The following is a 26,409-nucleotide window of genomic DNA, read 5'->3' on the forward strand; positions in this document are numbered from 1 at the left end:
AGATTGGGCAACAGGTGGATATCACCTTAATGGTGGCGCTGGTCATCGCACTGGCACTATTTTTCGACTTCACGAACGGTTTCCATGACACGGCGAATGCGATGGCCACGCCCATCGCAACCGGTGCCATTAAACCGAAGACAGCCGTGACCCTGGCCGCAATCCTGAACCTGGTGGGCGCCTTCCTGTCCACGGAAGTGGCCAAAACGGTGTCCGGCGGCATCATCCGTGAAGGCTCCGAAGGCGTGCAAATTACGCCGGACATCATCTTCGCCGGCTTGATGGGGGCCATCCTGTGGAACATGATCACGTGGCTGAAAGGGTTGCCGTCCAGTTCATCCCATGCATTGTTCGGCGGCCTGATTGGTGCCGCCATCGCCGGCATCGGGTTTAACTCCATCAACCTTGAGACCCTGCTGCAGAAGGTCATTCTGCCGGCGATCTTCGCGCCGGTCATCGCCGGTGCCGCTGCATACGTCTGTACCCGCCTCGCGTACGCACTGACGTCACGCCACGACCCCGAAACCGGGACCAAGCTGACGCAGAAGCGCGGCGGCTTCAGGACCGGGCAGATCTTCACCTCAAGCCTGGTGGCCCTGGCACACGGCACCAACGACGCGCAGAAGACCATGGGCATCATCACCTTGGTGTTGATCGCTGCGGGAACCCAGACGCCCGGATCCGGGCCGCAGCTCTGGGTCATCGCTTCCTGCGCCCTCGCCATCGCCATCGGCACCTACGCCGGCGGCTGGCGGATCATCCGGACCATGGGATCGGGCCTTACGGAGGTCAAGCCCGCACAGGGCTTTGCTGCTGAAACCAGCACCGCTTCCGCCATCCTTGCATCCTCGCACCTCGGCTTCGCGCTCTCCACCACGCAGGTGGCCTCCGGTTCCGTGATCGGCTCCGGCATGGGCCGCAGGGGAACCACCGTGCGCTGGAACATGGTGGGCAAGATTGCCCTTGGTTGGCTCTTCACCCTTCCCGCGGCGGGGATCGTGGGGGCGCTCACGGCGCTGTTGGTCAAGACCGGGGTGGTCGGCGTGCTGATCGCCGCCATTGCTGGTACTGCAGCCGTCCTCTTCATGTTCTTCTACTCACGCAAGTCCGCCGTGGGCCACCACAACGCCGTCGAGGTCGAGGAAGTGGGCCAGGCGGTTCGCTTCGCCAAGAAGAAGGCGATGGCCCGGGCCCGCGCGGAAGCCAAGGCAAAGGCCAAGGCGGATGGCAAAGCAAAGGCAAAGGCGAAGGAAGCCCTGGCCAACACCGAAACCAGTGCCAACACCGAAACCCCGGCTGAAGCAGAGGCAGAAGCCATCACAACGAAGGATTCCCAGCGATGAAGTGGTTGGAACTGCTGACCGTGGCCGGTGCCACCCTGGCGGCCGCAGTGACTGTGGTGGTCCTCTACTCGCTCGGCGTTCGGCTCACGGCTATTGCCGGTGATGCACAGCAGACCTCACCGGGCCTGACACGGTCGCTTGCGTACGTCTGCTTTGGCCTCTGCGGGCTCGCCGTTCTCTTTGGCCTGTACCTGATCATTCCCTATTTCGCCGGGTAGTCCGGGGGAGGCGCGTAGGCTGGGAAAGCCGGGCAGTTTGGGGAAATCAGACGCGCCCTCCAGGAATTGGAACGCGGGCACCCGCCGGCTATCCCGCCGGACTGGACAGCATACGCCATTGGCCGGACTGGGCCTGATGGCTAGTCTGGAGCCATGTCACGGATCCAGTACTTCGTAGCGGCGTCCCTTGATGGTTTTATTGCCACCCCCACCGATGACCTTGACTGGCTCCTGCAGTTCGACGGGTTCGAGGGCGGCATGGAAAGCTACGAGACCTTCATGGCAGGCGTGGGCTGCATCGTGATGGGCGGCGGCACCTATGCCTGGCTTATGGAGCACCAGCCGGGCAACTGGCCGTACCCCGGCACGCCCTGCTACGTCTTCAGCCGGCACGAACACACAGCGCCTCCCGGGGCCGACATCACGTTCGTACGCGGGAACGTCAGCGAGTTTGTCGCGGACTTCCGGGCGGACGCTGCAGGCAGGAACGTCTGGATGGTGGGTGGTGGAGAACTCGCGGCCCAGTTCGCCGACGCCGGCCTGCTGGACGAACTGATCCTCTCCGTCATCCCGGTGGTCCTGGGAAACGGCAAGCGCCTCTTGCCGCTGTCAGGTCCGACGCCGCCGCTGGAATTGGCTGCCTCGCGCGCCATGGGCAGGGGCATCGTTGAGTTGCGTTACCTGCTCGGCGGCGCCAGCAGCAAGGCCGGTGCTTGAGCCGGTTATTGGCGGTTGAACCCGTCCAAACCCCGGTGGTTGAGCTTATCGAAACCCGGCGCGTCAGGCCGGTGGGGCGTGCAGGAACCGCTCCAGTTCTTCTTCGCCGGGGGAATGTCTGAGGTAGATAAAGTCTGGTGGGTCGCCGTGGGCTGATGGCGGGCAGCCGGCCCTTGCTTTTTGTTCCGGCTGCAGTTGTTCGGGCCAGTGGGGTGGTTCCCAGTCCTGGTGTTCGCTTTTGTAGTTACGGCCGGTGGGTGAGGTCCAGCCCGGTGGTTCGGTGGTGGTGGCGGGGGTGGGTTTCCAGCCGCTGGTGTGGCGGAGTTTGTGGTGCTTCGGGCAGGGTTGTCCCAGGTTGCTGATTCCGGTGGTGCCGCCTTGGTGCCAGGCGAGGATATGGTCGGCCTCGTTGTCGAGGGATGGGTTATTGCAGCCGGGGAAAGGGCATTTGCCGTCCCGGAGCATAAGCCATTTCCGCATTGCCGCGCCCACGCGGTAGTTGGTGCGGCCGATTTCCAGGGGCGCCCCGTCCCGCGGGTCCACCAGCACCCGGTAGAACGAGCCGGCACCGTTGGCGACCAGGTCCCGGGCCATCGAGGGCGGGATGGGCCCGAACCCGTCCAGCATCGCGGGCTCATCAGTCAAGCCCATCAGCGAAAACACCGGCACAGTGACCAGCACCTGCGCCCGGATCGAGGACCCCGGCCCGGGCACGGCTCCTGCACCAGTACCGTCCCCGCCAGCGCCACAGTTCCCGTTATCGGCGCTGGCAATACCACCGGTCCCGGCACCTGCGCTGCCGCCCGTAGCGGTCCCGGCATTGGTACTGCCACTGCCACTGGCACTGGCACTGGCACTCGTGCTGGTGTTGGTGGCAGTGGTGAGGAGTGCTGTGGAGAAGATGTCGGCGCGTGTCTGGGTGAGGGTGCGGGGTTCGTCCGGTCCCTGCACGGCCCTGGCGAGTGTGGTGAGCCGGCTCCAGCCTGCCGCTGCCTGGTCGGCGGGCAGGTAGGCGCCGAGCCAGGCCATGCCGTCCTGGTCCGGCCGGTACTCCACGCGCCGGTCCGCCACGCCCTTGGCGTGGCGTTTTTCGATGGATTCGGCGTGGTGGCGTTCGCGCCAGGTGCGGGCCTTATGGCGGAACCGGTACGCCGGCATGTCCCCGATTGAGGCGGCCGCCGGCGGCCTTGGGACGTCGGGGCCCAGAAAGTTGGCTTCCAGGGCCGCCGCGCCGGCGGGGTCCAGGCTGGCGGTTTCGTCCACCATCACTGTGGCGTGCTGCCAGGAGATCGTCCCGGATTGCAGGGCTGCCAGCGTCCGGGGCAGGGAGGTGGTCAGGGCGTGCGACCGGCCCAGCAAGGCACCGGCAGCCCGGTCACCGATCACCAGGACACAGCCGATTTCCGCGGCGATCGCCATCTCCAGCCCCTGCACAGGAGTATCCGGTGGTGCAGCCGCCCGGGCGGCGTCAGCGTACGTCCCCGCGGTCTTGGCCACTAAGCCCGACACCCGTGCCTGCACCCCTGCCGCGCCGGCCAGAATGTCCAGGCAACCATCAGCGAGGCCAGCCAACGGATCAGCAGCCGAAAACGGCTCTGAACCGCACCCGTCCACCTCGGCAGTGAGCACAGCAAGGGCGGACGCAATGTCCGCAAATGCCCTCGCCACCGCTGCTTTCCCCATACACCCATCATGACAAGGGGGTCAGACAATCCGGTGGCCAGGAAAGGGGAAGCGTCTCAGGGACGGGTTCAGGCGTCAGTGGACGCTATCAGGGGATGCTGTTCACCCCTGAGGGGTCGCCGTGTTGTCCCGGATCATGTTGGTGATGCGGGCAGTGGAAAGCCGGCGGCCCTGCTCATCCGTCATAACGATTTCATGTGTTGCGAGCGTGCGGCCGAGGTGGATGGCCGTGCAGGTTCCCGTCACTGTGCCCTTCGAGATGGAACGGTGATGGGTGGCGCTGACCTCGATACCCACTGCGTGCCGGCCCGGCCCGGCATGGATGCCCGCCGAAAATGAGCCCAGCGTCTCCGCCAGCACCACATGGGCTCCACCGTGAAGAATCCCTGCAACCTGGGTGTTCCCCTCCACCGGCATGGTGGCTACCGTCCGCTCAGGGCTCATCTCCAGGAAATGGATGCCCATTTTCACCACCAGCGCGCCGATCCCGAATTGGCCCAACCAGCCGTGCATGTGCTCCGGGACTCCAGCGGCGGTAAGCTCCTGGGCGTATGGGCCGGGCGTGAAATTGTCCATCATGGCAACTAGGCTGGCACCTGTGAGTGAAACAACCAAACCGGCCCCTTTCCCGTCCAACGTCCTCGAGGATGACAACGCCCCGCAGGGGTCAACCACCGTTCAGGACCCTGCAGATACGGGCGTGGCAGCTTCGGACGTGACAGATGCTGACGGGACAGATTCCGGCACCGCTGTTTCGGGCACTGCTGTTTCGGACACTGCAGTTCAGGGCAGCGGCCCGGCGCAGGCCGGCGCATCGGTTTCGGCAACTGCCGCCCCGGTGGTCCCCATGACCGGCCAGCCGCGGCTCCTGGTTCTGGATGGGCACTCAATGGCCTTCCGCGCCTTTTTCGCCCTGCCGGCGGACAAGTTTTCCACTGCCAACGGGCAGCACACCAACGCCATCCACGGCTTCACTTCCATGCTGATCAACCTGATCAAGGAACAGCAGCCCACGCATATCGCGGTTGCCTTCGACGTCTCGGACGAGACCACGCACCGCAAGGCGGACTACAGCGAATATAAGGGCGGCCGCAACGAGACGCCCCGGGAGATGAACAACCAGATCGACCTGATTGCGCAGGTGATGGAGGCCTGGGGCATCAAGACCATCAAGATGCCCGGTTACGAGGCGGATGACATCCTGGCCACGCTTGCCGCCATGGGCGAAAAGGCCGGCTTCGAGGTCCTCCTCGTCAGCGGGGACCGGGACGCTTTCCAGCTGATCACGGACAACGTGTTTGTGCTTTATCCGAAGAAGGGCGTCAGCGACATCCCCCGGATGGACGCCGCCGCCATCGAGGCAAAGTATTTTGTCAGCCCCGCCCGGTACTCGGACCTCGCCGCGCTGGTGGGGGAGACGGCCGACAATCTTCCCGGGGTGCCCGGCGTCGGTCCCAAGACCGCCGCGAAGTGGATCAACCTGTACGGCGGCCTCGAAGGCGTGCTGGAACACGTGGACGCCATCGGCGGCAAGGTGGGCGACGCATTGCGCGAAAACGTCGAAGCCGTCAAGCGCAACCGCCGCCTGAACCGGCTGCACACCGACCTCGAACTTCCGGTCACCCTGGACGACCTCTACCAGCCCCGCCCTGACCAGGCGGCCCTTGAGGACCTGTTCGACCAGCTCGAATTCAAGGCCATCAGGGGCCGGCTCTTCTCCCTTTATGGTGACGACGACGCCCCCGCCCCCGAGCGGGCCAGCATTGAAACGCCTGACTTCATCACGCCGTCGAACGCTGCAGAATTGGACGCGTTCCTGAAGGCGGGCAACGGCCAGCGGTCCGCCCTCGCCGTCGACCTGGTTCCCGGACGGATCGGCGAAGATGCTGCCGGGCTGGCCATCGTCCGCGACGGCGCAGCCGCGTACATCGACCTCGCCGACCAGGATGCCGACGCCGAAAACGTCTTGGCCGGCTGGCTGCGCGACCCGGAATCACCCAAGGTGCTGCACGGGTTCAAGGCCGCGCTGAAGGCGCTGACTTCCCGGGGACTGAAGCTCGAAGGCGTGGTGGACGACACCTCCATTTCCGGTTACCTTATCGAGCCGGACCGGCGCACCTACGAGCTTGCCGAACTTGCCCAGCACCACCTCAACGTCGGCATCCCCGCCGCAACCGCGAAGGCGGGCCAGCTCGAGCTGTCCTTCGACGGCGACGACGAAGCCGCCGCGGGCGCGCTGGTGCAGGCAGCCGCCGTCGTCCGTGAACTGAGCCGCTACTTTGAAGCGGAACTAAAGGAACGCGGCGCCGAAGAGCTGCTATCCACCCTTGAATTGCCGGTCAGCCGTGTCCTGGCCGACATGGAGCTCGCAGGCATCGGGATCGACATGGCCCGGATGGACGAGCAGCTTGCGGACCTGGCCCGGGTCATCGACAACGCCCAGGAGCAGGCGTTCGCGGCTATTGGCCACGAGGTCAACCTCGGCTCGCCGAAGCAGCTGCAGACCGTCCTGTTCGACGAACTGCAGCTTCCCAAGACCAAGAAGATCAAGTCCGGCTACACCACCGACGCGGCGTCCCTGAAGAACCTTCTGGAGAAGACCGGGCACGAATTCCTGGTGCAGCTCATGGCGCACCGCGAAGCGGCAAAGCTGCGCCAGATGCTGGAGTCGCTGAAGAAGTCGGTGGCAGAGGACGGCCGGATCCACACCACCTATGCCCAGAACGTGGCGGCCACGGGGCGGATCTCATCGAACAACCCCAATCTGCAGAACATCCCCATCCGGAGCGAGGAGGGCCGCCGGGTCCGAGGGATATTCGTGGTCAGCGACGGCTACGAGTGCCTGCTCTCCGCGGACTACTCGCAGATCGAGATGCGCATCATGGCGCACCTCTCCGGCGACGCGGGCCTGATCCAGGCATACAAGGACGGCGAGGACCTGCACCGGTTCGTGGGCTCGAACATCTTCCACGTGCCAACCGAAGAAGTCACCAGCGCCATGCGCTCCAAGGTAAAGGCCATGTCCTACGGCCTGGCCTACGGTCTGACCTCCTTCGGCCTGTCCAAGCAGCTCGAGATCTCGGTGGACGAGGCACGCACGCTCATGAAGGATTACTTCGACCGGTTCGGGGCCGTCCGGGACTACCTCCGCGGCGTGGTGGACCAGGCCCGCGTGGATGGATACACGGCAACCATCGAGGGGCGCCGCCGCTACCTGCCCGACCTCACCAGCACCGACCGGCAGCTGCGGGAAAATGCCGAGCGGATCGCCCTCAACAGCCCCATCCAGGGCTCCGCCGCGGACATCATCAAGCGCGCCATGCTCGGCGTGCATGGAGAACTCGCATCACAAGGGCTCAAATCCCGGATGCTGCTCCAGGTCCATGATGAACTGGTCCTGGAAGTCGCCCCGGGGGAGCGGGAAGCGGTGGAAAAACTCGTCACCGAACAGATGGGTGCCGCCGCGGACCTCAGCGTCCCGCTGGACGTCCAGATCGGTGTCGGTCCCAGCTGGTACGACGCCGGGCACTAGGACCGCAGGCACGGGCACTATTGGAGCGGGTACCTATAGGGCACCGACAGACGGAGCGGGACTGAACGGGGCCGGGCGCGATGGATAAGTACGACGTCCGTAAGCAGTTCAAGGAACTGTATGCGCCCCGTGCCCAAGACTTTGAAGTGGTCACCATTCCGCCGCTGAAGTACCTCATGCTGGACGGCCGGGGCGATCCGGGAACTGCCCCGGCCTATAAGGCCGCCCTTGAGGCGCTTTACTCGGTGTCCTACGCCATTTACTCGGTGTCCTACGCCATGAAGTTCGCCAGCAAGGGCGCGGGCCGGGACTACGTTGTGGGCCCGCTGGAGGGTTTGTGGACAGCGAATGATCCCGCCGCCTTCACCAGGGGCGACAAGGACAGCTGGCAGTGGACCATGATGATCGTGCAGCCGGACTGGATCGGCCCGGACGAGCTGGACGAGGGCGTCACCAAGGCGGCGGCGAAGAAGGTGCCCGGACTGGAACGGCTTCGGCTGGCGACCCTGGACGAGGGCCTCTCCGTGCAGATCCTCCACGTCGGCAGCTATGACAACGAAGGGCCCACGCTGCACCGCCTGCACAGCGGGTTCATGCCCGCCAACGGTTTCGCCTTTGCCGGCGCCCACCACGAGATCTACCTCAGCGACGCCCGCAGGGTGGCGCCGGAAAAACTCAAAACCATCCTTCGCCAACCCGTGCAGCGGCTCTGAGGCTGCAATCCGAAGGCATGCGGCTGCGTGGTGCTGGTCACGGACGGGATCTCTTGGCTAGGCTCGGACGTGTGGCTGAACTGAGCGGTAACTACGAGATCCGGCGTTTCCCTGCGGTGCCCGAAGGAGAAGACGGCTATGAGGCGGCGGCCACCTGGCTTCGGGCCGTGGCCTTCGGGTTCCATGAATCCACCCGGACACCACAGCATGTGGCGGCGTCCCTGGCCAGCTATGCAACGGACGGGCGTGTGCTCACAGGTGCTTACCAGGCGGGGGAGGTGGCGCCGTCGTCGTTGCCCGCGGACGTTCCGGTGGCCACCTTCGCCACCTTCCGGAAGAGCCTCAATATTGGCTTCGGCAGGACGCTGGAAAGCCAACTCGTCACCGCTGTGACAGTCCGTACGTCCCACCGGCGACGCGGCCTCCTGCGTCGCCTGATGAGCGAGGACCTGCGCCTGGCCAAGGAGGACGGCATCGCCATGGCCGCCCTCACCGCCTCGGAAGGAACCATTTACGGCCGCTTCGGATACGGCGTGGCCAGCTTCGAACGCAAGGTCAACGTGGACACCACGGCGCGGTTCACCGTGCGGCACCAGCCCACGGGCAGTGTTGAGGTCGCGGACCCTAAGGTCCTGCTGCAGGTGGCACCGGAGGTTTTTGACCGCGTGCACCGGATGACCCCGGGCTCCGTGGGCCGGCAGGACTGGTACCGGCAACTGGCATCCGGTTCACTGGGCCGGGACGGCAAGGAGGACCCTGCCGTCAAAGTGGCCCTCCACTACTCGGAAGAGGGAACGGTGGATGGTTACGTCTCCTACAAATTCCTGGGGTGGGACACGGAGCCGTATACAGTGGAAGTGGTTGACCTGGTGGCGGCTGGCAACGACGCCTACCTGGAACTGTGGCAGTTCCTTGGCGCCATCGACCTCGTGGAGCGCGTCTCCTGGGCTGAGGCGCCGCTTGACGATCCACTGGCCTGGGCACTGACCGATCCCCGCTGCATTGCTTCCTCGGACAGCCGGGACATGCTGTGGCTCCGCATCCTCGACTGCGTCGATGCGCTCGAAGCAAGGCACTATCCCGCCGATGGCCGCCTGACCCTGGAAGTCCATGACCCCTTGGGCCTCACCGCAGGTACCTTCGCCCTTAATGCCGACGGCGGCCAGGCCGCCGTCGAACGCCTCCCGGAAGGTACCCGGGCGGACCTGTCCCTCGACATATCCGCCTTGTCCTCCATCTACCTCGGCGCCGTGTGTCCGGTCACTCTGGCCGCGGCGGGACGGATCGGCGAGCACACCCCTGGTTCAGCGGTGAGTGCCCGGCAGATGTTCGCCGTGGAGCGGTCCACGCACTGCCTCACACACTTCTGACCCCTGCACCCGCGGAGGCAGAAGGGCGCTTTTGACCCGTGTCGCGGGCAACGACTAGAATAAACGGGCGTGTGTTACGTGTGCGCCGGTTCGGCTCGCATCTCAACGCCACGCAATCAGGATGACCCGGCAATCCGCCGCGCTCCGCCTCCAGGTCAGTACCCGGAAGTGGTGGTCACCTGACCAACTAACTATCCACAACGGAGCCCCTACTACATGACCATCACCTCCACCGAGAAGCCCGGTACCCCCGTAGTCGCCATTAACGACATCGGTACCGCTGAGGACTTCCTCGCAGCAGTCGACGCGACCATCAAGTACTTCAACGACGGAGACCTCGTCGAAGGTACCGTCGTCAAGGTCGACCGCGATGAAGTTCTGCTCGACATCGGTTACAAGACCGAAGGTGTCATCCCCTCCCGCGAGCTTTCCATCAAGCACGACGTTGATCCCGGAGACGTTGTCTCCGTTGGCGATCAGGTCGAAGCCCTGGTGCTCACCAAGGAAGACAAAGAAGGCCGCCTGATCCTCTCCAAGAAGCGTGCTCAGTACGAGCGCGCCTGGGGCGACATCGAGAAGGTCAAGGAAGAAGACGGTGTTGTCACCGGTACCGTCATCGAGGTCGTCAAGGGTGGTCTTATCCTCGACATCGGCCTGCGCGGCTTCCTGCCCGCATCCCTCGTCGAGATGCGCCGTGTGCGCGACCTGGCTCCGTACATCGGCCAGCAGATCGAAGCCAAGATCATCGAGCTGGACAAGAACCGCAACAACGTGGTCCTGTCCCGCCGTGCATGGCTCGAGCAGACCCAGTCCGAGGTCCGCTCCACGTTCCTCAACAAGCTGGAAAAGGGCCAGGTCCGTCCCGGCGTCGTTTCCTCCATCGTCAACTTCGGTGCCTTCGTGGACCTGGGCGGCGTAGACGGCCTGGTTCACGTTTCCGAGCTGTCCTGGAAGCACATCGACCACCCGTCCGAGGTTGTCGAGGTTGGCCAGGAAGTCACCGTCGAGGTTCTCGAGGTGGACCTGGACCGCGAGCGGGTTTCCCTGTCGCTCAAGGCTACGCAGGAAGATCCGTGGCAGACCTTCGCCCGCACCCACGCCCTCGGCCAGGTTGTTCCGGGTAAGGTCACCAAGCTCGTTCCGTTCGGTGCGTTCGTCCGCGTCGAAGACGGCATCGAAGGCCTCGTCCACATCTCCGAGCTGGCTGTCCGCCACGTGGAGCTGGCAGAGCAGGTTGTCTCCGTTGGCGACGAACTGTTCGTCAAGGTCATCGACATCGACCTCGAGCGCCGCCGCATCTCGCTGTCCCTCAAGCAGGCCAACGAGGGCGTCGACGCCGACAGCACCGAGTTCGATCCGGCTCTGTACGGCATGGCCGCAGAGTACGACGAAGAGGGCAACTACAAGTACCCCGAGGGCTTCGATCCCGAGTCCAACGAGTGGCTTGAAGGCTACGAGAACCAGCGCGCCGCCTGGGAGCAGCAGTACGCTGACGCCCAGACCCGTTGGGAAGCCCACAAGAAGCAGGTTGCCCAGCACGCTGCCGATGACGCTGCAGCTGCAACGTCCGGTGAGAGCGATTCCGGCACCACCAGCTACTCCTCCGAGCCTGCTGCTGAGTCCAACGCCGGTGCAGGTACGCTTGCATCCGACGAGGCCCTCGCCGCTCTGCGCGAGAAGCTGACCGGCAACTAATTGCCACCGGCCCGGACTCCCCGGGCTGACACAATGGGCCCCCTGCCTTTGGGCAGGGGGTTTGTTGCTTTAAACCAGCTGCTCCGCCTGCGCCCGGGACCCAAAAGCGTGACTTTTGTTGGCCGCCACGCCGATACTGCTTGCTGCTGCGGCGCCGGCGAGCCTGCGCGGCCTCATAAGTTGCGCATTCCGGTCAGCGGTTTTGCCTAGAGCACGACGACGGCGCGTACCGTTCCGTCGTCGTCGGAAGTCAGCAGAGCCCCAGCTGTCTCCAGGAGGCGCAGTGCTCCGGCGTTTCCGGCCAGGGTGCGGGCTGTCACCTGGGCGAGTCCGGCCCTGCGCGCCTCGGCCAGCACCAAGCGAAGGGCCGCGCTTCCTATGCCCTGCGACCGGAAGCTCCTGCCGAGCCAGATACCTGTCTCCGCGGCTTCCCGGCCGTTGCCGGAGTCCACACGCCTAAGCCGGATTGACCCGGCGAGACGGCCGTCCGCGAGAATGGCCCAGGTTTTCTCTCCGGCTTTTCCGTTCAGGCCGTAGGCGGCTGCCCGGTGGTAGCTGAAGAACCATGCCGTCCGTTCCAGGTTCCACCCCGGCCCGCCCAGCGGCGGAGCCACCTCGTCCGGGGAGGCATCGCGCTTGGCCAGTTCGAGGAGCCGATCCAGCACCCTTTCGTCCACATCCAGCAAGGACACGTCAGGGGAGCGGGACATCCACCCACTCCGTTCCTTCCGGGGTGAGGGCGACGCTCCCGGCAGTCAACAGCTGCACGCGTTCGCCGGCGCCGGCGATCGCTGCGGCGTCATCGGGTATGGCCATGCGCAAGACCGTGTGCTGGCCGGTATAACCCGTTTCGGCCATCACGAAGCCTGCGGCACGGAGGTCGTTTTCCAGCCTTCCGGCTGCGGCATGGGAGACTTCGGCGGCGCAGATCCGCAGCCGGGTGCGGCGCACCAGGGGCACCAGCGCAAGGGCGGAGGACACGGATTCTGAATATGCGCGGACCAGGCCGCCCGCCCCCAGCAGTACCCCGCCGAAATAACGCACGACGACGGCACTGACGTCGCTGAGGTCCGTCACCCCGGGCGCCGTTTCCCTTTTCGCCAGCGCCTCCAGCATCGGGACCCCCGCTGTTCCGGACGGCTCACCGTCGTCACTGGACCGCTGGATGTCCCGGTCCGGGCCGAGGATGAACGCGGAACAGTGGTGCCGGGCGTCATGGAATTCCCGGCGGAGCCCTGCGACGAGGTCCCGTGCTGCTTCTTCCGTGCCGGCCCGGCGCAGGACCGTAATGAACCTGGAGCGCTTGATCTCGATCTCATGGCGGAAATCCGGCCCGGATGCAAGCGTGGTGTAGGCGGTGGTCCTGCTGTCTTGCTGTTGCACCCGGCCCAGTCTAGTTGTGGTGGTGGGCCCACGCCGCGAGGGTTCCTTGGGCGTGGAGCCGCTCCAGCGAGGGCCCCGGCCCGAGCTTGCGAGGGCAGGGAGCTGGCGCGGACGGAGCGAGGTCAGGGGAGCGGTGGGTGGGGCCACGCCGCGAGGGTTCCCTGGGCGAGCGGAGCGAGGTCAGGGGAGCGGTGGGGACTAGGGTGGGAGCGTGCTGAAGATCGGGTTGACGGGTGGAATTGCGTCGGGAAAGTCAGTGGTTGCCTCGCGGCTGAAGGAGCGCGGGGCGGTGTTGGTTGATGCTGATGCGCTGGCTCGCGAAGTGGTGGAACCGGGAACGGAAGGTTTGCAGCGCATCGTGGCGGAGTTCCAGGACGGGGTGCTTGACCACGACGGCCGCCTGGACCGGCCGAAGCTGGGCGCGTTGGTGTTCGGGAACCCTGAACGCCTCGCTGTCCTGAACGGGATCGTCCACCCGCTGGTACGGTCACGCGCTGCGGCCCTGGTGGCAGCAGCAGAGGATGACGCAGTGGTGGTGCAGGACATTCCCCTCCTCGTGGAAACCGGTCAGGGCTCTGACTTCCACCTCGTTGTGGTGGTGGATGCGCCCGAAGACATCAGGCTGCAGCGCATGGTGGAGTACCGCGGCATGACGGAGGAGGCTGCGCGTTCACGGATGGCTGCCCAGGCGACGCGGGAGGCACGGCTGGCCGTGGCGGACGTGGTCCTGGACAACTCCGGCGGCGTCCAGGAGCTGGTGGACCAGGTGGACCGGCTCTGGGACCACCGGTTGCTGCCCTTCACCCGCAACCTTGCGGCCGGCGTGCGCGCTGACCGAGACGCTGGACCGGTGCTGGTGCCCGCCAACCCGCTGTGGCCCCGGCAGGCAGAGCGGCTGATCCGCCGGATTACCAAAGCCCTCCCGGCAGAGCAGCGGGACCAGGTGCGGCTGGACCACATCGGCTCCACCGCCATCCCCGGCCTCGACGCCAAGGACGTCATCGACCTGCAGCTGGCCGTGCCGGACCTTGATGTTGCCGACGTGCTCGCCCCCGCCCTGGCCGCCGCCGGATTCCCCGCGGTTCCGGGAAACAGGTCCGACACCCCGAAGCCGGGCCGCCCCCGCCCGGAAGACTGGCAGAAGCGGTTCCACGCCAACGCCGACCCCGGGCGCCACGTCAACCTCCATGTCCGGGCCCGGGGGTCCGCGGGTTGGCGCTTTGCCCTGTGCTTCCGCGACTGGCTGCGTGCCGAACCGGAAGCCGCGGCGGAATACCTGGCACTGAAGCGCAGGTTGGCCGCCACCCACTCCGGCGACGCCTCCACGGCCGGTTACGCGGCGGCGAAGGAAGACTGGTTCACCGCTGCCGCAGAACCCCTGGAGCGGTGGGCCGAACGCTCAGGCTGGCAGGCGCCGTCGTCCATATCCTGATCGGACGGCATACACCCTCCCGGCCCGCCGCCGTCGGCCGCTTCCCTGAAGCGGTCCTGCTTGTTCGCCCGTAACGGACTGCTCCTGCCGTTGTCGGTGCCCGGTTGTAGATTAGATCCATGAGCCTTGCGCAGGAGATCAACCGTGTCGTAGCACCGTTCGAAGTGATCAGCGAGTTCAAGCCAGCCGGTGACCAGCCCGCCGCTATCGCGGAGCTGACGGAGCGCATCAACAACGGCGAGAAAGACGTTGTGCTGCTCGGCGCCACGGGTACCGGAAAGAGCGCCACCACGGCCTGGCTGATCGAACAGGTCCAGCGGCCAACCCTGGTGATGGTGCAGAACAAGACCCTCGCCGCGCAGCTCGCCAACGAATTCCGGGAACTGTTGCCCAACAACGCGGTGGAGTACTTCGTCTCCTACTACGACTACTACCAGCCCGAAGCCTACGTGCCCCAGACGGACACCTTCATCGAGAAGGACTCCTCCATCAACGAGGAAGTGGAACGGCTGCGGCACTCCGCCACGAACGCGCTGCTCACCCGCCGGGACGTCATCGTTGTGGCCACGGTGTCCTGCATCTACGGCCTCGGCACGCCCGAAGAGTACATCGCGGGCATGGTGACCCTGCGCAAGGGGCAGGAAATGAACCGGGATGCGCTGCTGCGCAAGTTCGTCTCCATGCAGTACGCCCGCAACGACATGGACTTCCACCGCGGTACGTTCCGCGTGCGCGGAGACACAGTAGAGATCATTCCCATGTACGAGGAACTGGCCCTGCGCATTGAGTTCTTCGGCGATGAGGTGGAGAACATCTACACCCTGCATCCCGTGACGGGCGAGGTCATCCGCGAAGAGACGGAAATGTATGTCTTTCCCGCGTCGCACTACGTGGCCGGGCCGGAGCGGATGACCCGCGCCATCAAGTCCATCGAAGACGAACTGGCCAGCCGGCTGGCTGTGCTGGAGGGGCAGAACAAGCTGGTGGAGGCGCAGCGCCTGCGGATGCGGACCACCTACGACCTCGAAATGATGCAGCAGATGGGCTTCTGCAACGGCATCGAAAACTACTCCCGCCACATTGATGGCCGGGCCGGCGGTACGGCACCGCACTGCCTCATCGACTACTTCCCGGACGACTTCCTGCTGGTGGTGGACGAATCCCACGTGACCATCCCGCAGATCGGCGCCATGTACGAAGGCGACATGTCCCGCAAGCGCACCCTGGTGGACCACGGCTTCCGGCTGCCGTCCGCCATGGACAACCGGCCGCTGAAATGGGACGAGTTCCTGGAGCGCATCGGGCAGACGGTCTATCTTTCCGCGACCCCCGGAAAGTACGAGCTGGGCAAGGCCGACGGCTTCGTCCAGCAGATCATCCGCCCCACCGGGCTGATCGATCCCGAAGTCATCGTCAAGCCCACCAAGGGCCAGATCGACGACCTGCTGGGCGAAATCCGGACCAGGGTGGAGAAGGACGAGCGGGTTCTCGTCACCACCCTCACCAAGCGCATGGCGGAGGACCTCACGGACTACCTCCTGGGCCACGGCATCAAGGTGGAATACCTGCACTCGGACGTGGACACCCTGCGGCGCGTGGAACTGCTCCGCGAACTGCGGCTGGGCAGTTTCGACGTCCTGGTGGGCATTAACCTGCTCCGCGAAGGCCTGGACCTTCCGGAAGTCTCCCTGGTCAGCATCCTGGACGCGGACAAGGAGGGCTTCCTGCGGTCCTCCACGTCGTTGATCCAGACCATCGGCCGTGCCGCCCGCAACGTCTCCGGCCAGGTCCACATGTACGCGGACCGGATCACCGACTCCATGGCCAACGCCATCGATGAAACCAACCGGCGCCGCGCCATCCAGGTGGCCTACAACAAAGAGAACGGCGTGGATCCGCAGCCGCTGCGGAAAAAGATCGCCGACATCACCGACCAGCTGGCCCGTGAGGACGCCGACACCCAGGAACTGCTCAACAACAACCGCCTGGCCAAGGGCGGCAAGCGCAAGGCGGCGGCCAAGGGCGCCGCCCAGGTACGCTCCGATGGCCTGGCCGCGGCGCCGGCGGAGGACCTCGTGGGACTGATCGAACAGCTCACCGAGCAGATGCACGGGGCAGCCGCAGAGCTGCAGTTCGAGGTGGCTGCACGGATCAGGGACGAGGTCAGCGAGTTGAAGAAGGAACTGCGGCAGATGCAGGCCGCCGGGCACGCCTGACGCTGACGCTCTTCCTGGCGCGGCCGGGCAACGGCTTAGGGTACAGTTAATGCCACGTAGGGGAGTATCCCAAGCGCTACGATCGTCAACACGCAGGGCATGGTTGCCCCGCCGGGCGTAGCGGGCCGCCACATCCGCACCAAGTGCACAGGCAGGCCGGAGAGACTTACACCGCTTATGTGTACCCTGCGAAAGGTTTACCTGTGCCTGAATTGCCCGTCTGGTTTGAGGTTGGCTCCTTTGTCGTCCTCGGCCTGATCCTCCTGATCGACCTTCTCCTCGTGATACGCCGCCCGCACGAACCTTCCATGAAGGAAGCCGGCCTGTGGGTGGCGTTCTACGTTTCCCTGGCCCTGGTGTTCGCCGGCGCCATGTTCGCCTTCACCGGTCCCGAATACGGCGGCCAGTTCGTGGCCGGCTGGGTGACCGAATACAGCCTCAGCATCGACAACCTGTTTGTCTTCATCATCATCATGGCCAGGTTCTCCGTGCCGCGGAAATACCAGCAGGAAGTGCTGATGGTGGGCATCATCATCGCCCTGATCCTGCGGGGCATCTTCATCATGCTCGGCGCCATCGTCATCGAACAGTTCAGCTGGGTGTTCTACATCTTCGGCGCGTTCCTGCTATGGACTGCCTGGAAGCAGGCCCAGGATGAGGGCGAAGACGAAGAGGACCGGGAGAACCCGCTCATCGCCAGGATCCGCAAGGTCATCCCCATGTCGGAGAAGTTCGACGGCGGCAAGCTGCGCACCACGGTTAACGGCAAGAAGGTCTTCACCCCCATGGTGATCGTTTTCATCACCATCGGCATGACCGACCTGCTCTTCGCCGTCGACTCCATCCCCGCAATCTTCGGCCTCACGCAGAGCGCCTTCATCGTCTTCACCGCCAACCTGTTCGCCCTGATGGGCCTGCGCCAGCTCTACTTCCTGCTCGGCGGTCTGATGAACAGGCTCATCTACCTGAAGCACGCGCTGTCCTTCATCCTCGCGTTCATCGGCGTGAAGCTGGTCCTTCACGCCATGCACGTCAACGAGCTGCCGTTCATCAATGGTGGTAACCACATTGAATGGGCCCCGGAGATCCCCACGTTCGTCTCCCTGGCCGTCATCGTCGGAACCATCATCGTTGCGGTGATCGCCAGCCTGGTCAGCTCCAAGGCCCAGTCCGCCAAGGTGGATCCACGGCTCGAGGAAGACGCCCGGAGGAGCCACAGCGACGTCGCCGAGTAGGCGATAACGCACGCTTTTGCCCAACGATCCCGGCCGCCCAGCGGCCGGGATCGTTGCCTTAACTGCCCCTATAACAGGCAGGGCCCCGAGGACTATGCTCAGGACATGGCCACCACCCTGATGACAGAAAGTGGCGTGCGCCAGGTGCAGCGTCGCACCGTGGTGCTGCTCAGTGCAGCCCAGGTTTTCGGCGGAATCGGGACCGGGGCTACTGTATCCATCGGGTCCATCCTGGCCGTGGAGCTCTCCGGTTCCAGCGCCTGGGCAGGTGCCGTGGCCACGGTGATGACCCTCGGCGCCGCGCTGGCTGCCCTGCCCCTTGCAGCGGTGGCTGACCGGCGCGGACGCAGGATTGGCCAGGTCACGGGACTCTCGGCCGCGTTCCTGGGCGCCCTGCTCATGGTGCTGTCCGTGGTGTCCGGCCTGTTCGTCCTGCTGATCCTGGGCGCCGCCGGCATCGGGATCGGGGCGGCTGCCAGCCTGCAGGCGCGCTTCGCGGCCGTTGACCTCGTTGACGCGGAACACCGGGGCCGGGCACTGTCCGCCGTCGTCTGGGCTGTAACGGTGGGAGCCGTCACCGGCCCGAACCTGATCCAGCCCGGCGCTGCAGTGGGCCAGGCCCTTGGCCTCCCTCCCGTTGCCGGTCCGTTCGTGATCTCCGCGGCGGGGCTGCTGCTCGCCGTCGTTCTTCTTTTTATTGGCCTTCGGCCGGACCCCCTGTTGCTGGCCCGGGAACTCGCCGCCGCGGCAGCCCTGGGCCAGCCCGCCCGCCAACCGGCGGACCTGTCACAGGGCCTTCCGGCCGCCGCCGCCGGCCGCCAGCCTGTTAATCAGCCTGCAGCCCTGCAGGCCAAGGCTCCCGGGTCACTCGTGCGGGGCATGCGCGCCATTCGCCGGTCCCGGGCCGCGCTGCTGGCGTTGGCCGCCCTGGTAGGAGCCCACGGGGTGATGGTGGGCGTGATGTCCATGACGCCTCTCCACTTGCAGGATTTGGTGGCCGGGCCGGGCCATGCCGGGCATGCGGCTACTGGCGATGTGCTCGTGATTATCGGGTTCACCATCTCGCTGCACATTGCCGGCATGTTTGCGCTGTCACCGGTCATGGGCTGGCTGACGGACAGGGCCGGCAGGACCGAAACGATCATGATCGGCTTTGCGACGATGATTGCGGCGGTCGCCGTGGCTGGGTTCGGCCAGGCCTCCACCATCGCCGTGGCGGTGGGACTTGTCCTGCTGGGCGTGGGCTGGTCTGCGTCCACGATCTCGGGCTCCACCCTCCTGGCGGAGAGCGTTGAACAGGAATCGCGCGTGGTGCTGCAGGGGGTCTCGGACATGCTGATGGGCCTGGCCGGGGCGGTGGGCGGAGCCTCGTCCGGCCTGGTCCTCAGCCAGGCCGGCTACCTTGGGCTGAACATGCTGGGCGCCGTGGTGTTGGCGGCCGTCCTGGCCGCGGCAGTGGTGACTCTGGTGGTGCGGCGGCGCGGATCGCTGGTGTCCTGATCCGCGGCGCCATCATCCATGGGGCATCGGTCCTTCTACTGGCCCTCGTCAGTTCCGGGCGCCGCGCGCCATTCCCAGGAGGCGGTTGAAGATTCCCTCACCGTCGTCGGCGATCCCGTCATGATGGAAGTCCGAGGTTTCCCAGACCTGCAGTCCGCGGACCGCTGCAGCCGTCTCCAGGGAAAGGTCGCGATCCACGTAAATATCGTCCGAGTAGACGGCCGCGGCCACAGGCACGGTGTTGGCGGTGAGCCGGCTGGCATCATAGAGCGGCTTCCAGTCCGGCTTTGCCGCAAGCAGCTGGGCAACCTCGCGCAGCGGCCGCAGAACAGGGTCCTGCTCGAAGTACCACGGATACACCATTTCCCCGGTGAGCAGCAGTTGGTCTGCGTCCGGCCGGAACTCCGGGTAGTGGCGCAGCACCCTCAAGGCGGACCAGTCCGTGGCTTCACCCTGCCCGTAGATGGATTCGTGCATGAGGGCGTACAGCGGGTTGGAGCGGCGGGACACGATGCCCTGTACTTGCTCCAGGAAGGGGTCCGAAAGCCCGGTGTCCCCGGGGCCAACTGTGAACGCGTCCTCCAACAGGTAGTGGAGGCTGTCCACCCTGGTGTTGCCGCCCAGGAAGGCGCCCACCATCTGGAAGCGCTCCACGCTGAGGGGGCTGCCGTCGGGCAGGAACTCCTGGGTGGTCCGCAGGTGGTGCGCAATCCTGTCAACCGTGGACCGGTCCTCCGGGTACCAGTTGAAGTACTCGGCGTTTCGTGCTGCTACACGCTTGAACGTGGCCCGGTACACGTCGTCCGCCGGACGCGTCAGCGGCGCAAGGCCGCCCGTGATCAACGCCTCGCTCAGCCCCTCGGGGGCGAAAGAGAGATAGGTGAGCGCGCAGAAGCCGCCGTAGCTTTGCCCGTAGATGCTCCACGGCGGTGAACCCAGGGCGGCGCGGATAAGTTCGGCGTCGGCGACGATCGAGTCCGCGCGGAAATGCTCCAGATAGGCTGCCTGCTCCACGGGCGTTCCGACCAGGGGCAGCGTGTTCCGGTCCAGGGGAGTGGACAGTCCTGTTCCGCGCTGGTCCAGCATCAGGATGCGGAAGTCTTTACCGGCGGCCTTGCTCCAGCCGCCCAGGGAGCCGAGCCTGTTGCCCCGGCCGCCCGGGCCGCCCTGGAGGAAGAGCAGCCACGGCAGCCTTCTTGCTTCTGCCGCAGTGTGGGCAGCCGACACATATTCGCGGGCAAAGACGGTAATCGTCCCGGAGCTGCCGGAGTCGCCGAAATGGTCCAGGGGCACGGTGAAATAGTGCTCAACAGTCCGCAGGCCGCGGAATTCGTGAGTGGCCCTGGCCTCGTGCTCGACGGTTCTCGTTCCAGAGGTCAGGCGTCGGGCGCCCACGGTCTCAGTCATTCGCTTCAGCCGCTGACGGCGGCCGGAACAGCACTGCCGAACTGCTCCAGCGCCTCTCCCGTGAGCCGGAAGGTGGACCAGCCATCCATGGGGCGGGCACCCAGGCGGCGGTAGAAGTTGATGGACGGCTCGTTCCAGTCCAGGACACTCCACTCCACCCTCGCGTAGCCGTTGGCGACGGCGATGCCGGCCAGGTGCTGGAGCAGCGCCTTGCCGTGCCCCTCGCCGCGCGCCTCCGGGCTCACGTAAAGGTCCTCCAGGTAGATCCCGTGCACACCCTCCCACGTAGAGTAGTTCAGGAACCACAGGGCGAAGCCCTGCACCTCCCCGTCACCGTTCTCCGCCATGGCGGCGAAGACCCGGGGGTGCTCGCCGAAGAGAACCTCCTGCAGCATCTCGGGGGTGTTGCGGACGGCGTCCGGTTCCTTCTCGTAGTGCGCCAGTTCGTGGATCATGCGGAGGATCGCGGGGACGTCATGCGGGGTTGCCGGGCGGATTACACTCATTGTTCGAGCTTACCGCCGCCACCCCGCCCATGCAGTCAGCAGCGCTCCTTGCGCGGGCCAGGTGCACCGGTCAGAGCCGGTTGACGTCCGTCACGCGGACCACGGCTGTCCCGGTCTCATCGGAGGCTGCGAGGTCAACTTCGGCCGAGATGCCCCAGTCGTGGTTTCCGGCGGGGTCGTCAAAGATCTGCCGGACCTTCCAGGCACCCGATTCCTCGGTGATGATGAGCAGACCGGGGCCGCGGGCGTCCGGCCCGGTGCCGATGTCGTTGTGTTCGTCAAAGTAGTCGTCCAGGGCGTCCTCCCAGCGCCCGGCATCCCAGCCCGAAGCGGCGTCCAGTTCACCCAGCGCCTCGGCGTCCTCGACCGCGAAAAGCTCCACCCGGCGGAACATTTCGTTGCGCACCATCACCCGGAAGGCCCGGATGTTGGATGTGAGCGACGGCGGGGGAGGCGGCGGAGCGTCGTGGGGGGTGGGCGCCGCACCGGAGGTCAGTTCCTCCCACTCATCCAGCAGGCTCGAGTCGACCTGCCGGACCAGCTCGCCCAGCCAGGCGTTAAGGTCTTCCAGGTCATCCCGCAGCATGTCCTGCGGCACGGTCTGCCGCAGTGCCTTAAAAGCGTCGGCCAGGTACCGCAGCACGATCCCTTCCGAGCGGGCCAGCCCATAGAACTGCACGAATTCGCCAAAGTTCATGGCCCGTTCATACATATCCCGGACCACGGACTTGGGAGCCAGTTCGAAATCACCCACCCACGGGGCAGCCTTACGGTACACCTCGAACGCTTCCCCCAGGATCTCGGCCAGCGGCTGCGGGTAGGTCACTTCATCGAGCATGGCCATCCGCTGGTCGTACTCGATGCCGTCCGCCTTCATGGCCGCAATGGCCTCGCCGCGGGCCTTCTTCTGCTGCGCGGAGAGGATCTGGCGCGGCTTCTCGAGCGTCGCCTCGATCACGGACACCACGTCCAGGGCGTACGACGGCGACTCCGGATCGAGGAGCTCCAGCGCCGCGAGTGCGAAGGGGGACAGCGGTTGGTTCAAGGCGAAGTTGGGTTGAAGGTGGACCGTCAGGCGGACGGTCCGGCCATCGGGCCCCTGCTGGGCGGGAGGAATCCGCTCCACCACTTCGGCGGCCAGCAGCTCGCGGTAGATGCCCAGCGCCTTTTTCATCAGCTGCAGCTGGGAGGACCGGGGCTCGTGGTTTTCCGTCAGCAGCCGGCGGGCGGCCGCGAACGGGTCGCCGGGGCGTTCCATCAGGTTCATGAGCATGGCGTGCGTCACTGTGAAACTGGAACCCAAAGGCTCCGGTACCGATTCCACCAGCCGCTTGAACGTGGGCTCTCCCCAGGAAACGAAACCTTCCGGCGGCTTCTTTTTCACCACCTGCCGCAGCTTGCGCTGGTCGTCGCCGAACTTTGCGGTGGCCTTGGCCATCGCCTTGACGTTCTCGATGACGTGCTCGGGAGCCTGCACCACTACGGTGCCCGCGGTGTCGTAGCCGGCCCGCCCGGCACGGCCGGCGATCTGGTGGAACTCACGCGGGTTCAGCAGCCGGGTGCGGACGCCGTCGTACTTGCTCAGCGCCGTCAGGACCACGGTGCGGATGGGCACGTTGATGCCAACCCCCAACGTATCCGTACCGCAGATGACTTTCAGCAGCCCGGCCTGGGCCAGCTGTTCCACCAGGCGGCGGTACTTTGGCAGCATGCCGGCGTGGTGCACTCCGATGCCGTGACGGACAAGCCGGTTGAGGGTCTTGCCGAAGCCGGCGGCGAAGCGGAAGTTGGCGATCAGCTCGGCAATCTTGTCCTTCTCCTCGCGGGTGCACACGTTGATGCTCATCAGCGTCTGGGCACGGTCGATCGCCTCGATCTGGCTGAAGTGCACCACGTAGACCGGCACCTGCCTGGTGGACAGCAGTTCCTCCAGCGTCTCGTGCACCGGAGTCTCGTGGTAGTAGTAATGCAGCGGGATGGGCCGTTCCGCCGAGCTCACGGTTGTGGTGGGACGCCCGGTCAGGTCCGTCAGGCCCTTTTCGAACCTGCTGACGTCACCCAGCGTGGCGGACATCAGGAGGAACTGCGCCTGGGGGAGCTCCAGCAGGGGTACCTGCCAGGCCCAGCCGCGCTGGGGGTCCGAGTAGAAGTGGAACTCGTCCATCACCACGGATCCCAGATCGGCGGCTGCCCCTTCCCGGAGCGCGGTGTTGGCCAGGATTTCGGCCGTGCAGCAGATGATGGGCGCGTCCTGGTTGACGCCCGAATCGCCTGTAATCATCCCCACGTTTTCGGCCCCGAAGATCTCGCAAAGCGCAAAGAACTTTTCCGAGACCAGCGCCTTGATGGGTGCCGTGTAGTAGCTGCGCCGGCCCGTTGCCATCGCCTGGTAGTGCGCGGCGACGGCCACCAGCGACTTTCCGGAGCCCGTCGGCGTAGCAAGGATGACGTTGGCACCGGTAGCCAACTCCATGATCGCCTCGTCCTGTGCGGGGTACAGGTCCAGGCCACGGCTCTCCGTCCACTCCAGAAACCGGGTGTAGAGGGCATCAGGATCGACGGCGAACGCGGGCAGGTCCCGGGCGGGGACGTCGGGCAGCTGGTCAACGAGTTTCATTGGTTTCCAGCTTAGTGCCCGGGCGCGGCCGGATTTCCGCGGGCGGCGCGTTAGGCTTCCCGGTACCTGGGCACCGGAAAGTGGAGGAAAGCAATGAAATGGGATCCGGCAAAGTACGTGCAGTTCGGCGGTTACCGGGACCGCCCGTTCTTCGACCTCACCGGCAGGGTCCACGCTGACGAGCCCATGCAGGTGGTGGACCTGGGGTGCGGACCCGGCAACCTCACCGCCACCCTGGCCGAGCGCTGGCCCGGGGCTGACGTTGTGGGCCTGGATTCCTCTGCAGAGATGCTCGCCAAGGCTGCGGTGCTTGCGGACCGGACACCCGGCCTTCGCTTTGAACCGATGGATATCGCCGACTGGACGCCGTCCGGCAAAGTGGACGTGGTGGTGACCAATGCTGCGCTGCAGTGGGTCCCGGGACACCAGGACATGATGCGGAAGTGGCTGGCCGCGCTTCGTCCCGGCTCGTGGTTTGCCATGCAGGTTCCTGGAAACTTCAACGCCCCTTCCCATGCCCTCATGCGCGCGCTGGCAGGCTCAGCCCGCTGGGAGCCGAAGCTGCGCGGCGTGCTGCGGGGTGGAGAGTCCGTGGGTGAGCCGGCTGAGTACCTGGAGATCCTGCTCGACGCCGGGTTCACGGCGGACGCGTGGGAGACCACCTACCAGCAGGTCCTGCCAGGCCCGGAGCCGGTGCTGGAGTGGGTGCGGGGCACGGCGCTCCGCCCGGTCCTGGCAGTCCTGGCAGCAGATGAGAGGGCTGCCTTCGAGGCTGAATATGCCGCAGCCCTGCGGGAGGCGTACCCGCCAACGCCGCACGGGACGGTCTTCCCGTTCCGCAGGATCTTCGCCGTGGGACGCAAGGGCTGACCTCAAATTCCATTCGCTGGATGTTCTCTACAACGAAGTCACGCGGCATGACAGCGGAAGAAAGTGATCTGCCTTACAATGACGGAGTTGGCCGTTCGGTGGGCCGCCAGCCGCCCTTGCCGGCGTCCCCGACCGCTGTGGAGGTATGGTGCTGATCGCTTTGATGAGGCGGCTGCTGGCCGGGCATAAAGCCCGGATCGCCGCCATCGTCCTGCTGCAGCTGGTCCAGGCAGGGGCCAACCTCCTGCTGCCCACGGTTAATGCAGCAATCGTTGATGACGGGATCGTGGCGGGCAACACCGAGGTCATCTCGCGCCTGGGATTGCTGATGGGGGCGATCGCCGTCCTGCAGGCGGGCGCTGCCATTGCAGCGGGCTACCTTGCCGCCTTGGTGGCCATGAAGATCGGCCAACAGCTCCGCAGTGAAATCTTTGCCAGGGTCCAATTGCTGTCCTCCCAGGACGTTGCCGTCTTCGGGACGCAGAGCCTCACGACCCGCGCCACCAACGACACCCAGCAGATCCAGGCCTTCGCCGTGCTGGTGTTCACCATGCTCGTGGCGGGGCCCGCCATGGGCGTCGGCGGGGTGGTGCTGGCGCTGCAGCAGGACGTGGCGTTGTCCTCGGTGGTGATTGTCATAGTGCCCCTGCTCCTGCTGATCATGTACCTCATCGTCCGGCGGCTGATCCCGCTGTACCGCGAGGGCCAGGACCTGTTGGACCGCGCCGGCGGCATCCTCCGGGAGCAGATCATCGGCGCCAACGTGATCCGCTCCTTCGTCCGGCAAGGACATGAGGTCCGCCGCTTCGCCGGGGTCAACAAGAGTCTCACCGCCAACAATCTCCAGTCCGCCCTGTTGGTGGCCGGCATGCTTCCGCTGGTCATGCTTGTCGTGAACATCTCCTCGGTAGCCGTGGTGTGGTTCGGAGGGCACCGGATCCAGGCCGGCCTGATGAACCTCGGTGCCCTGACGGCCTTTATTGCCTATATCCTGCAGATCCTGCTCGCCATCATGATGTCCATGTATGTCCTGATGACGGCGCCCCGGGCATCCGTCAGCGCGGAGCGGATCAGTGCGGTCCTGGATACCGAACCGTCGGTGCGCCAACCGGCGAACCCTCAGGCGCTGTTCCTGTACCCCCTGCAGCCGTTGTCCGCGGCATCGAACCCGTCCCAATTCGGCGTCGACGGGGACGGACAGCCGCCTGCCCGGCCGGCCAGGCTTGAGTTCAGCCACGTCGGCTTTGCCTACCCGGGCGCGGAGGCGCCGGTCCTGGCAGGCATCAGCTTCACGGCCCAGCCGGGCACCACGACTGCAATAGTGGGGTCTACAGGCAGCGGAAAATCGACGCTCCTCAACCTCATTCCTCGCTTCCTCGATTCCACGGCGGGCAGCATCAGCCTGGGCGGGGTGGACATCAAGGATGCGTCCCTGGACAGCCTGCGCGGTTCCATGGCAATTGTTCCGCAGCAGTCCCACCTCTTTACCGGCACCATCGGCGACAACCTCCGGATGGCAAAACCGGGCGCAACGGACGGGGAACTCTGGGCAGTCCTCGAGACAGCCCAGACCATGCGCTTTATGCGGGACCTGCCACTGGGGCTGGATACGCCGCTGGGACAGGGCGGCGCCAACCTTTCCGGCGGCCAGCGGCAGCGGCTGTGCATCGCCCGGGCACTGCTGCGCAAGGCTCCGCTGTACCTCTTTGACGACAGCTTTTCCGCCCTGGACTATGACACCGACACCCGCCTGAGGCAGGCCCTCCGGACGGCCCTTGCAGCGGCCACGGTGATTGTTGTGGCGGAAAGGATCTCCGCAGTTGAGGGCGCCGGGCTGATCCTGGTGCTCGACGCCGGACGGCTGGTAGCGCAGGGAACGCACCAGGAGTTGCTTGAGACGTCAGCCACGTACCGGGAAATAGCGGAATCCCAGTTGGCGCTGGACGGGCGCCGGTGACCGCTGCAGCCGCCG

General features: G+C 65.7%; 20 protein-coding genes. 13 read left to right on the plus strand and 7 right to left on the minus strand.

The window, feature by feature from the left end; translation table 11 throughout:
* Positions 1 to 14: 14 nt before the first annotated feature.
* The 3 genes from AC5RVY_RS09900 to AC5RVY_RS09910 all read left to right on the plus strand — a co-directional run bounded on the left by AC5RVY_RS09900 (position 15) and on the right by AC5RVY_RS09910 (position 2,278).
* The gene (locus AC5RVY_RS09900) at positions 15 to 1,343 is read left to right on the plus strand and encodes an inorganic phosphate transporter (protein WP_493954533.1); all 1,329 of its coding nucleotides are present in this window, start codon (positions 15 to 17) and stop codon (positions 1,341 to 1,343) included.
* Positions 1,340 to 1,561: a hypothetical protein gene (locus tag AC5RVY_RS09905; protein ID WP_493954534.1), complete on the plus strand. Its 222-nt coding sequence runs from the start codon at positions 1,340 to 1,342 to the stop codon at positions 1,559 to 1,561. The genes AC5RVY_RS09900 and AC5RVY_RS09905 overlap by 4 nt, the downstream gene beginning before the upstream one ends.
* 153 nt (positions 1,562 to 1,714) lie before the next feature.
* Positions 1,715 to 2,278 carry a dihydrofolate reductase family protein gene (locus tag AC5RVY_RS09910; RefSeq protein WP_493954535.1) on the plus strand — a complete coding sequence of 188 codons (564 nt, stop codon included), beginning with the start codon at positions 1,715 to 1,717 and terminating at the stop codon, positions 2,276 to 2,278.
* Between the two features lie 63 nt (positions 2,279 to 2,341).
* On the opposite strand, the gene AC5RVY_RS09915 is transcribed toward AC5RVY_RS09910, so the two are convergent.
* Both AC5RVY_RS09915 and AC5RVY_RS09920 read right to left on the minus strand, forming a co-directional pair.
* Entirely contained in the window at positions 2,342 to 3,961 is a 1,620-nt protein-coding gene (locus AC5RVY_RS09915) for an HNH endonuclease signature motif containing protein (protein ID WP_493954536.1), read from the minus strand.
* Between the two features lie 102 nt (positions 3,962 to 4,063).
* Positions 4,064 to 4,540, minus strand: coding sequence for a hotdog fold thioesterase (locus AC5RVY_RS09920; protein WP_493954537.1), 477 nt, complete (start codon positions 4,538 to 4,540; stop codon positions 4,064 to 4,066).
* Positions 4,541 to 4,559: 19 nt separating this feature from the next.
* Here AC5RVY_RS09920 and polA point away from each other — a divergent pair, with 19 nt between their 5' ends.
* From polA to rpsA, 4 genes are all read left to right on the plus strand, one after another.
* Positions 4,560 to 7,493 (plus strand): DNA polymerase I, encoded by a 2,934-nt coding sequence (gene polA / locus AC5RVY_RS09925; RefSeq protein WP_493954538.1) that lies wholly within the window; start codon positions 4,560 to 4,562, stop codon positions 7,491 to 7,493.
* 80 nt (positions 7,494 to 7,573) lie between these two features.
* Positions 7,574 to 8,206, plus strand: a complete 633-nt coding sequence (locus tag AC5RVY_RS09930; protein ID WP_493954539.1) for a GyrI-like domain-containing protein — start codon at positions 7,574 to 7,576, stop codon at positions 8,204 to 8,206.
* A gap of 80 nt (positions 8,207 to 8,286) precedes the next feature.
* Positions 8,287 to 9,576, plus strand: a complete 1,290-nt coding sequence (locus AC5RVY_RS09935) for a GNAT family N-acetyltransferase (RefSeq protein ID WP_493954706.1) — start codon at positions 8,287 to 8,289, stop codon at positions 9,574 to 9,576.
* 216 nt (positions 9,577 to 9,792) lie between these two features.
* Positions 9,793 to 11,271: a 30S ribosomal protein S1 gene (gene rpsA / locus AC5RVY_RS09940; protein WP_139029088.1), complete on the plus strand. Its 1,479-nt coding sequence runs from the start codon at positions 9,793 to 9,795 to the stop codon at positions 11,269 to 11,271.
* Between the two features lie 206 nt (positions 11,272 to 11,477).
* On the opposite strand, the gene AC5RVY_RS09945 is transcribed toward rpsA, so the two are convergent.
* The gene (locus tag AC5RVY_RS09945; protein WP_493954540.1) at positions 11,478 to 11,981 is read right to left on the minus strand and encodes a GNAT family N-acetyltransferase; all 504 of its coding nucleotides are present in this window, start codon (positions 11,979 to 11,981) and stop codon (positions 11,478 to 11,480) included.
* Entirely contained in the window at positions 11,965 to 12,654 is a 690-nt protein-coding gene (locus AC5RVY_RS09950; protein ID WP_493954541.1) for an IMPACT family protein, read from the minus strand. The genes AC5RVY_RS09945 and AC5RVY_RS09950 overlap by 17 nt, the downstream gene beginning before the upstream one ends.
* A gap of 211 nt (positions 12,655 to 12,865) precedes the next feature.
* On the opposite strand from AC5RVY_RS09950, the gene coaE reads away from it, so the two are divergent.
* The 4 genes from coaE to AC5RVY_RS09970 all read left to right on the plus strand — a co-directional run bounded on the left by coaE (position 12,866) and on the right by AC5RVY_RS09970 (position 19,037).
* The gene (gene coaE / locus AC5RVY_RS09955) at positions 12,866 to 14,086 is read left to right on the plus strand and encodes a dephospho-CoA kinase (RefSeq protein ID WP_493954542.1); all 1,221 of its coding nucleotides are present in this window, start codon (positions 12,866 to 12,868) and stop codon (positions 14,084 to 14,086) included.
* Between the two features lie 119 nt (positions 14,087 to 14,205).
* The gene (uvrB, locus tag AC5RVY_RS09960) at positions 14,206 to 16,302 is read left to right on the plus strand and encodes an excinuclease ABC subunit UvrB (RefSeq protein WP_493954543.1); all 2,097 of its coding nucleotides are present in this window, start codon (positions 14,206 to 14,208) and stop codon (positions 16,300 to 16,302) included.
* Positions 16,303 to 16,505: 203 nt separating this feature from the next.
* Positions 16,506 to 17,537: a TerC family protein gene (locus tag AC5RVY_RS09965; RefSeq protein WP_493954544.1), complete on the plus strand. Its 1,032-nt coding sequence runs from the start codon at positions 16,506 to 16,508 to the stop codon at positions 17,535 to 17,537.
* Between the two features lie 105 nt (positions 17,538 to 17,642).
* Entirely contained in the window at positions 17,643 to 19,037 is a 1,395-nt protein-coding gene (locus tag AC5RVY_RS09970; RefSeq protein WP_493954545.1) for an MFS transporter, read from the plus strand.
* 48 nt (positions 19,038 to 19,085) lie between these two features.
* On the opposite strand, the gene AC5RVY_RS09975 is transcribed toward AC5RVY_RS09970, so the two are convergent.
* From AC5RVY_RS09975 to AC5RVY_RS09985, 3 genes are all read right to left on the minus strand, one after another.
* The gene (locus AC5RVY_RS09975; RefSeq protein ID WP_493954546.1) at positions 19,086 to 20,444 is read right to left on the minus strand and encodes an alpha/beta fold hydrolase; all 1,359 of its coding nucleotides are present in this window, start codon (positions 20,442 to 20,444) and stop codon (positions 19,086 to 19,088) included.
* A gap of 5 nt (positions 20,445 to 20,449) precedes the next feature.
* Positions 20,450 to 20,950, minus strand: coding sequence for a GNAT family N-acetyltransferase (locus tag AC5RVY_RS09980; protein WP_493954547.1), 501 nt, complete (start codon positions 20,948 to 20,950; stop codon positions 20,450 to 20,452).
* Between the two features lie 70 nt (positions 20,951 to 21,020).
* Positions 21,021 to 23,567, minus strand: coding sequence for a DEAD/DEAH box helicase (locus AC5RVY_RS09985; protein ID WP_493954548.1), 2,547 nt, complete (start codon positions 23,565 to 23,567; stop codon positions 21,021 to 21,023).
* 93 nt (positions 23,568 to 23,660) lie between these two features.
* Here AC5RVY_RS09985 and AC5RVY_RS09990 point away from each other — a divergent pair, with 93 nt between their 5' ends.
* Complete coding sequence (locus AC5RVY_RS09990; protein WP_493954549.1) at positions 23,661 to 24,437, plus strand: trans-aconitate 2-methyltransferase; 777 nt, start codon at positions 23,661 to 23,663, stop codon at positions 24,435 to 24,437.
* Between the two features lie 145 nt (positions 24,438 to 24,582).
* Positions 24,583 to 26,394: an ABC transporter ATP-binding protein gene (locus AC5RVY_RS09995; RefSeq protein WP_493954550.1), complete on the plus strand. Its 1,812-nt coding sequence runs from the start codon at positions 24,583 to 24,585 to the stop codon at positions 26,392 to 26,394.
* Positions 26,395 to 26,409: the final 15 nt, after the last annotated feature.

Source organism: Arthrobacter sp. Ha26 (genome assembly GCF_059091705.1).

Excerpts from the sequence above, each read along its gene's own strand:
- AC5RVY_RS09930 (WP_493954539.1), top strand. The coding sequence starts at position 7,574 with ATGGATAAGTACGACGTCCGTAAGCAGTTCAAGGAACTGTATGCGCCC.
- AC5RVY_RS09975 (WP_493954546.1), bottom strand. The coding sequence starts at position 20,444 with ATGACTGAGACCGTGGGCGCCCGACGCCTGACCTCTGGAACGAGAACC.
- AC5RVY_RS09945 (WP_493954540.1), bottom strand. The coding sequence starts at position 11,981 with ATGTCCCGCTCCCCTGACGTGTCCTTGCTGGATGTGGACGAAAGGGTG.
- AC5RVY_RS09990 (WP_493954549.1), top strand. The coding sequence starts at position 23,661 with ATGAAATGGGATCCGGCAAAGTACGTGCAGTTCGGCGGTTACCGGGAC.
- uvrB (WP_493954543.1), top strand. The coding sequence starts at position 14,206 with ATGAGCCTTGCGCAGGAGATCAACCGTGTCGTAGCACCGTTCGAAGTG.
- AC5RVY_RS09910 (WP_493954535.1), top strand. The coding sequence starts at position 1,715 with ATGTCACGGATCCAGTACTTCGTAGCGGCGTCCCTTGATGGTTTTATT.
- rpsA (WP_139029088.1), top strand. The coding sequence starts at position 9,793 with ATGACCATCACCTCCACCGAGAAGCCCGGTACCCCCGTAGTCGCCATT.
- AC5RVY_RS09970 (WP_493954545.1), top strand. The coding sequence starts at position 17,643 with ATGGCCACCACCCTGATGACAGAAAGTGGCGTGCGCCAGGTGCAGCGT.
- AC5RVY_RS09980 (WP_493954547.1), bottom strand. The coding sequence starts at position 20,950 with ATGAGTGTAATCCGCCCGGCAACCCCGCATGACGTCCCCGCGATCCTC.
- AC5RVY_RS09995 (WP_493954550.1), top strand. The coding sequence starts at position 24,583 with ATGGTGCTGATCGCTTTGATGAGGCGGCTGCTGGCCGGGCATAAAGCC.
- AC5RVY_RS09915 (WP_493954536.1), bottom strand. The coding sequence starts at position 3,961 with ATGGGGAAAGCAGCGGTGGCGAGGGCATTTGCGGACATTGCGTCCGCC.
- AC5RVY_RS09985 (WP_493954548.1), bottom strand. The coding sequence starts at position 23,567 with ATGAAACTCGTTGACCAGCTGCCCGACGTCCCCGCCCGGGACCTGCCC.
- AC5RVY_RS09905 (WP_493954534.1), top strand. The coding sequence starts at position 1,340 with ATGAAGTGGTTGGAACTGCTGACCGTGGCCGGTGCCACCCTGGCGGCC.
- AC5RVY_RS09920 (WP_493954537.1), bottom strand. The coding sequence starts at position 4,540 with ATGATGGACAATTTCACGCCCGGCCCATACGCCCAGGAGCTTACCGCC.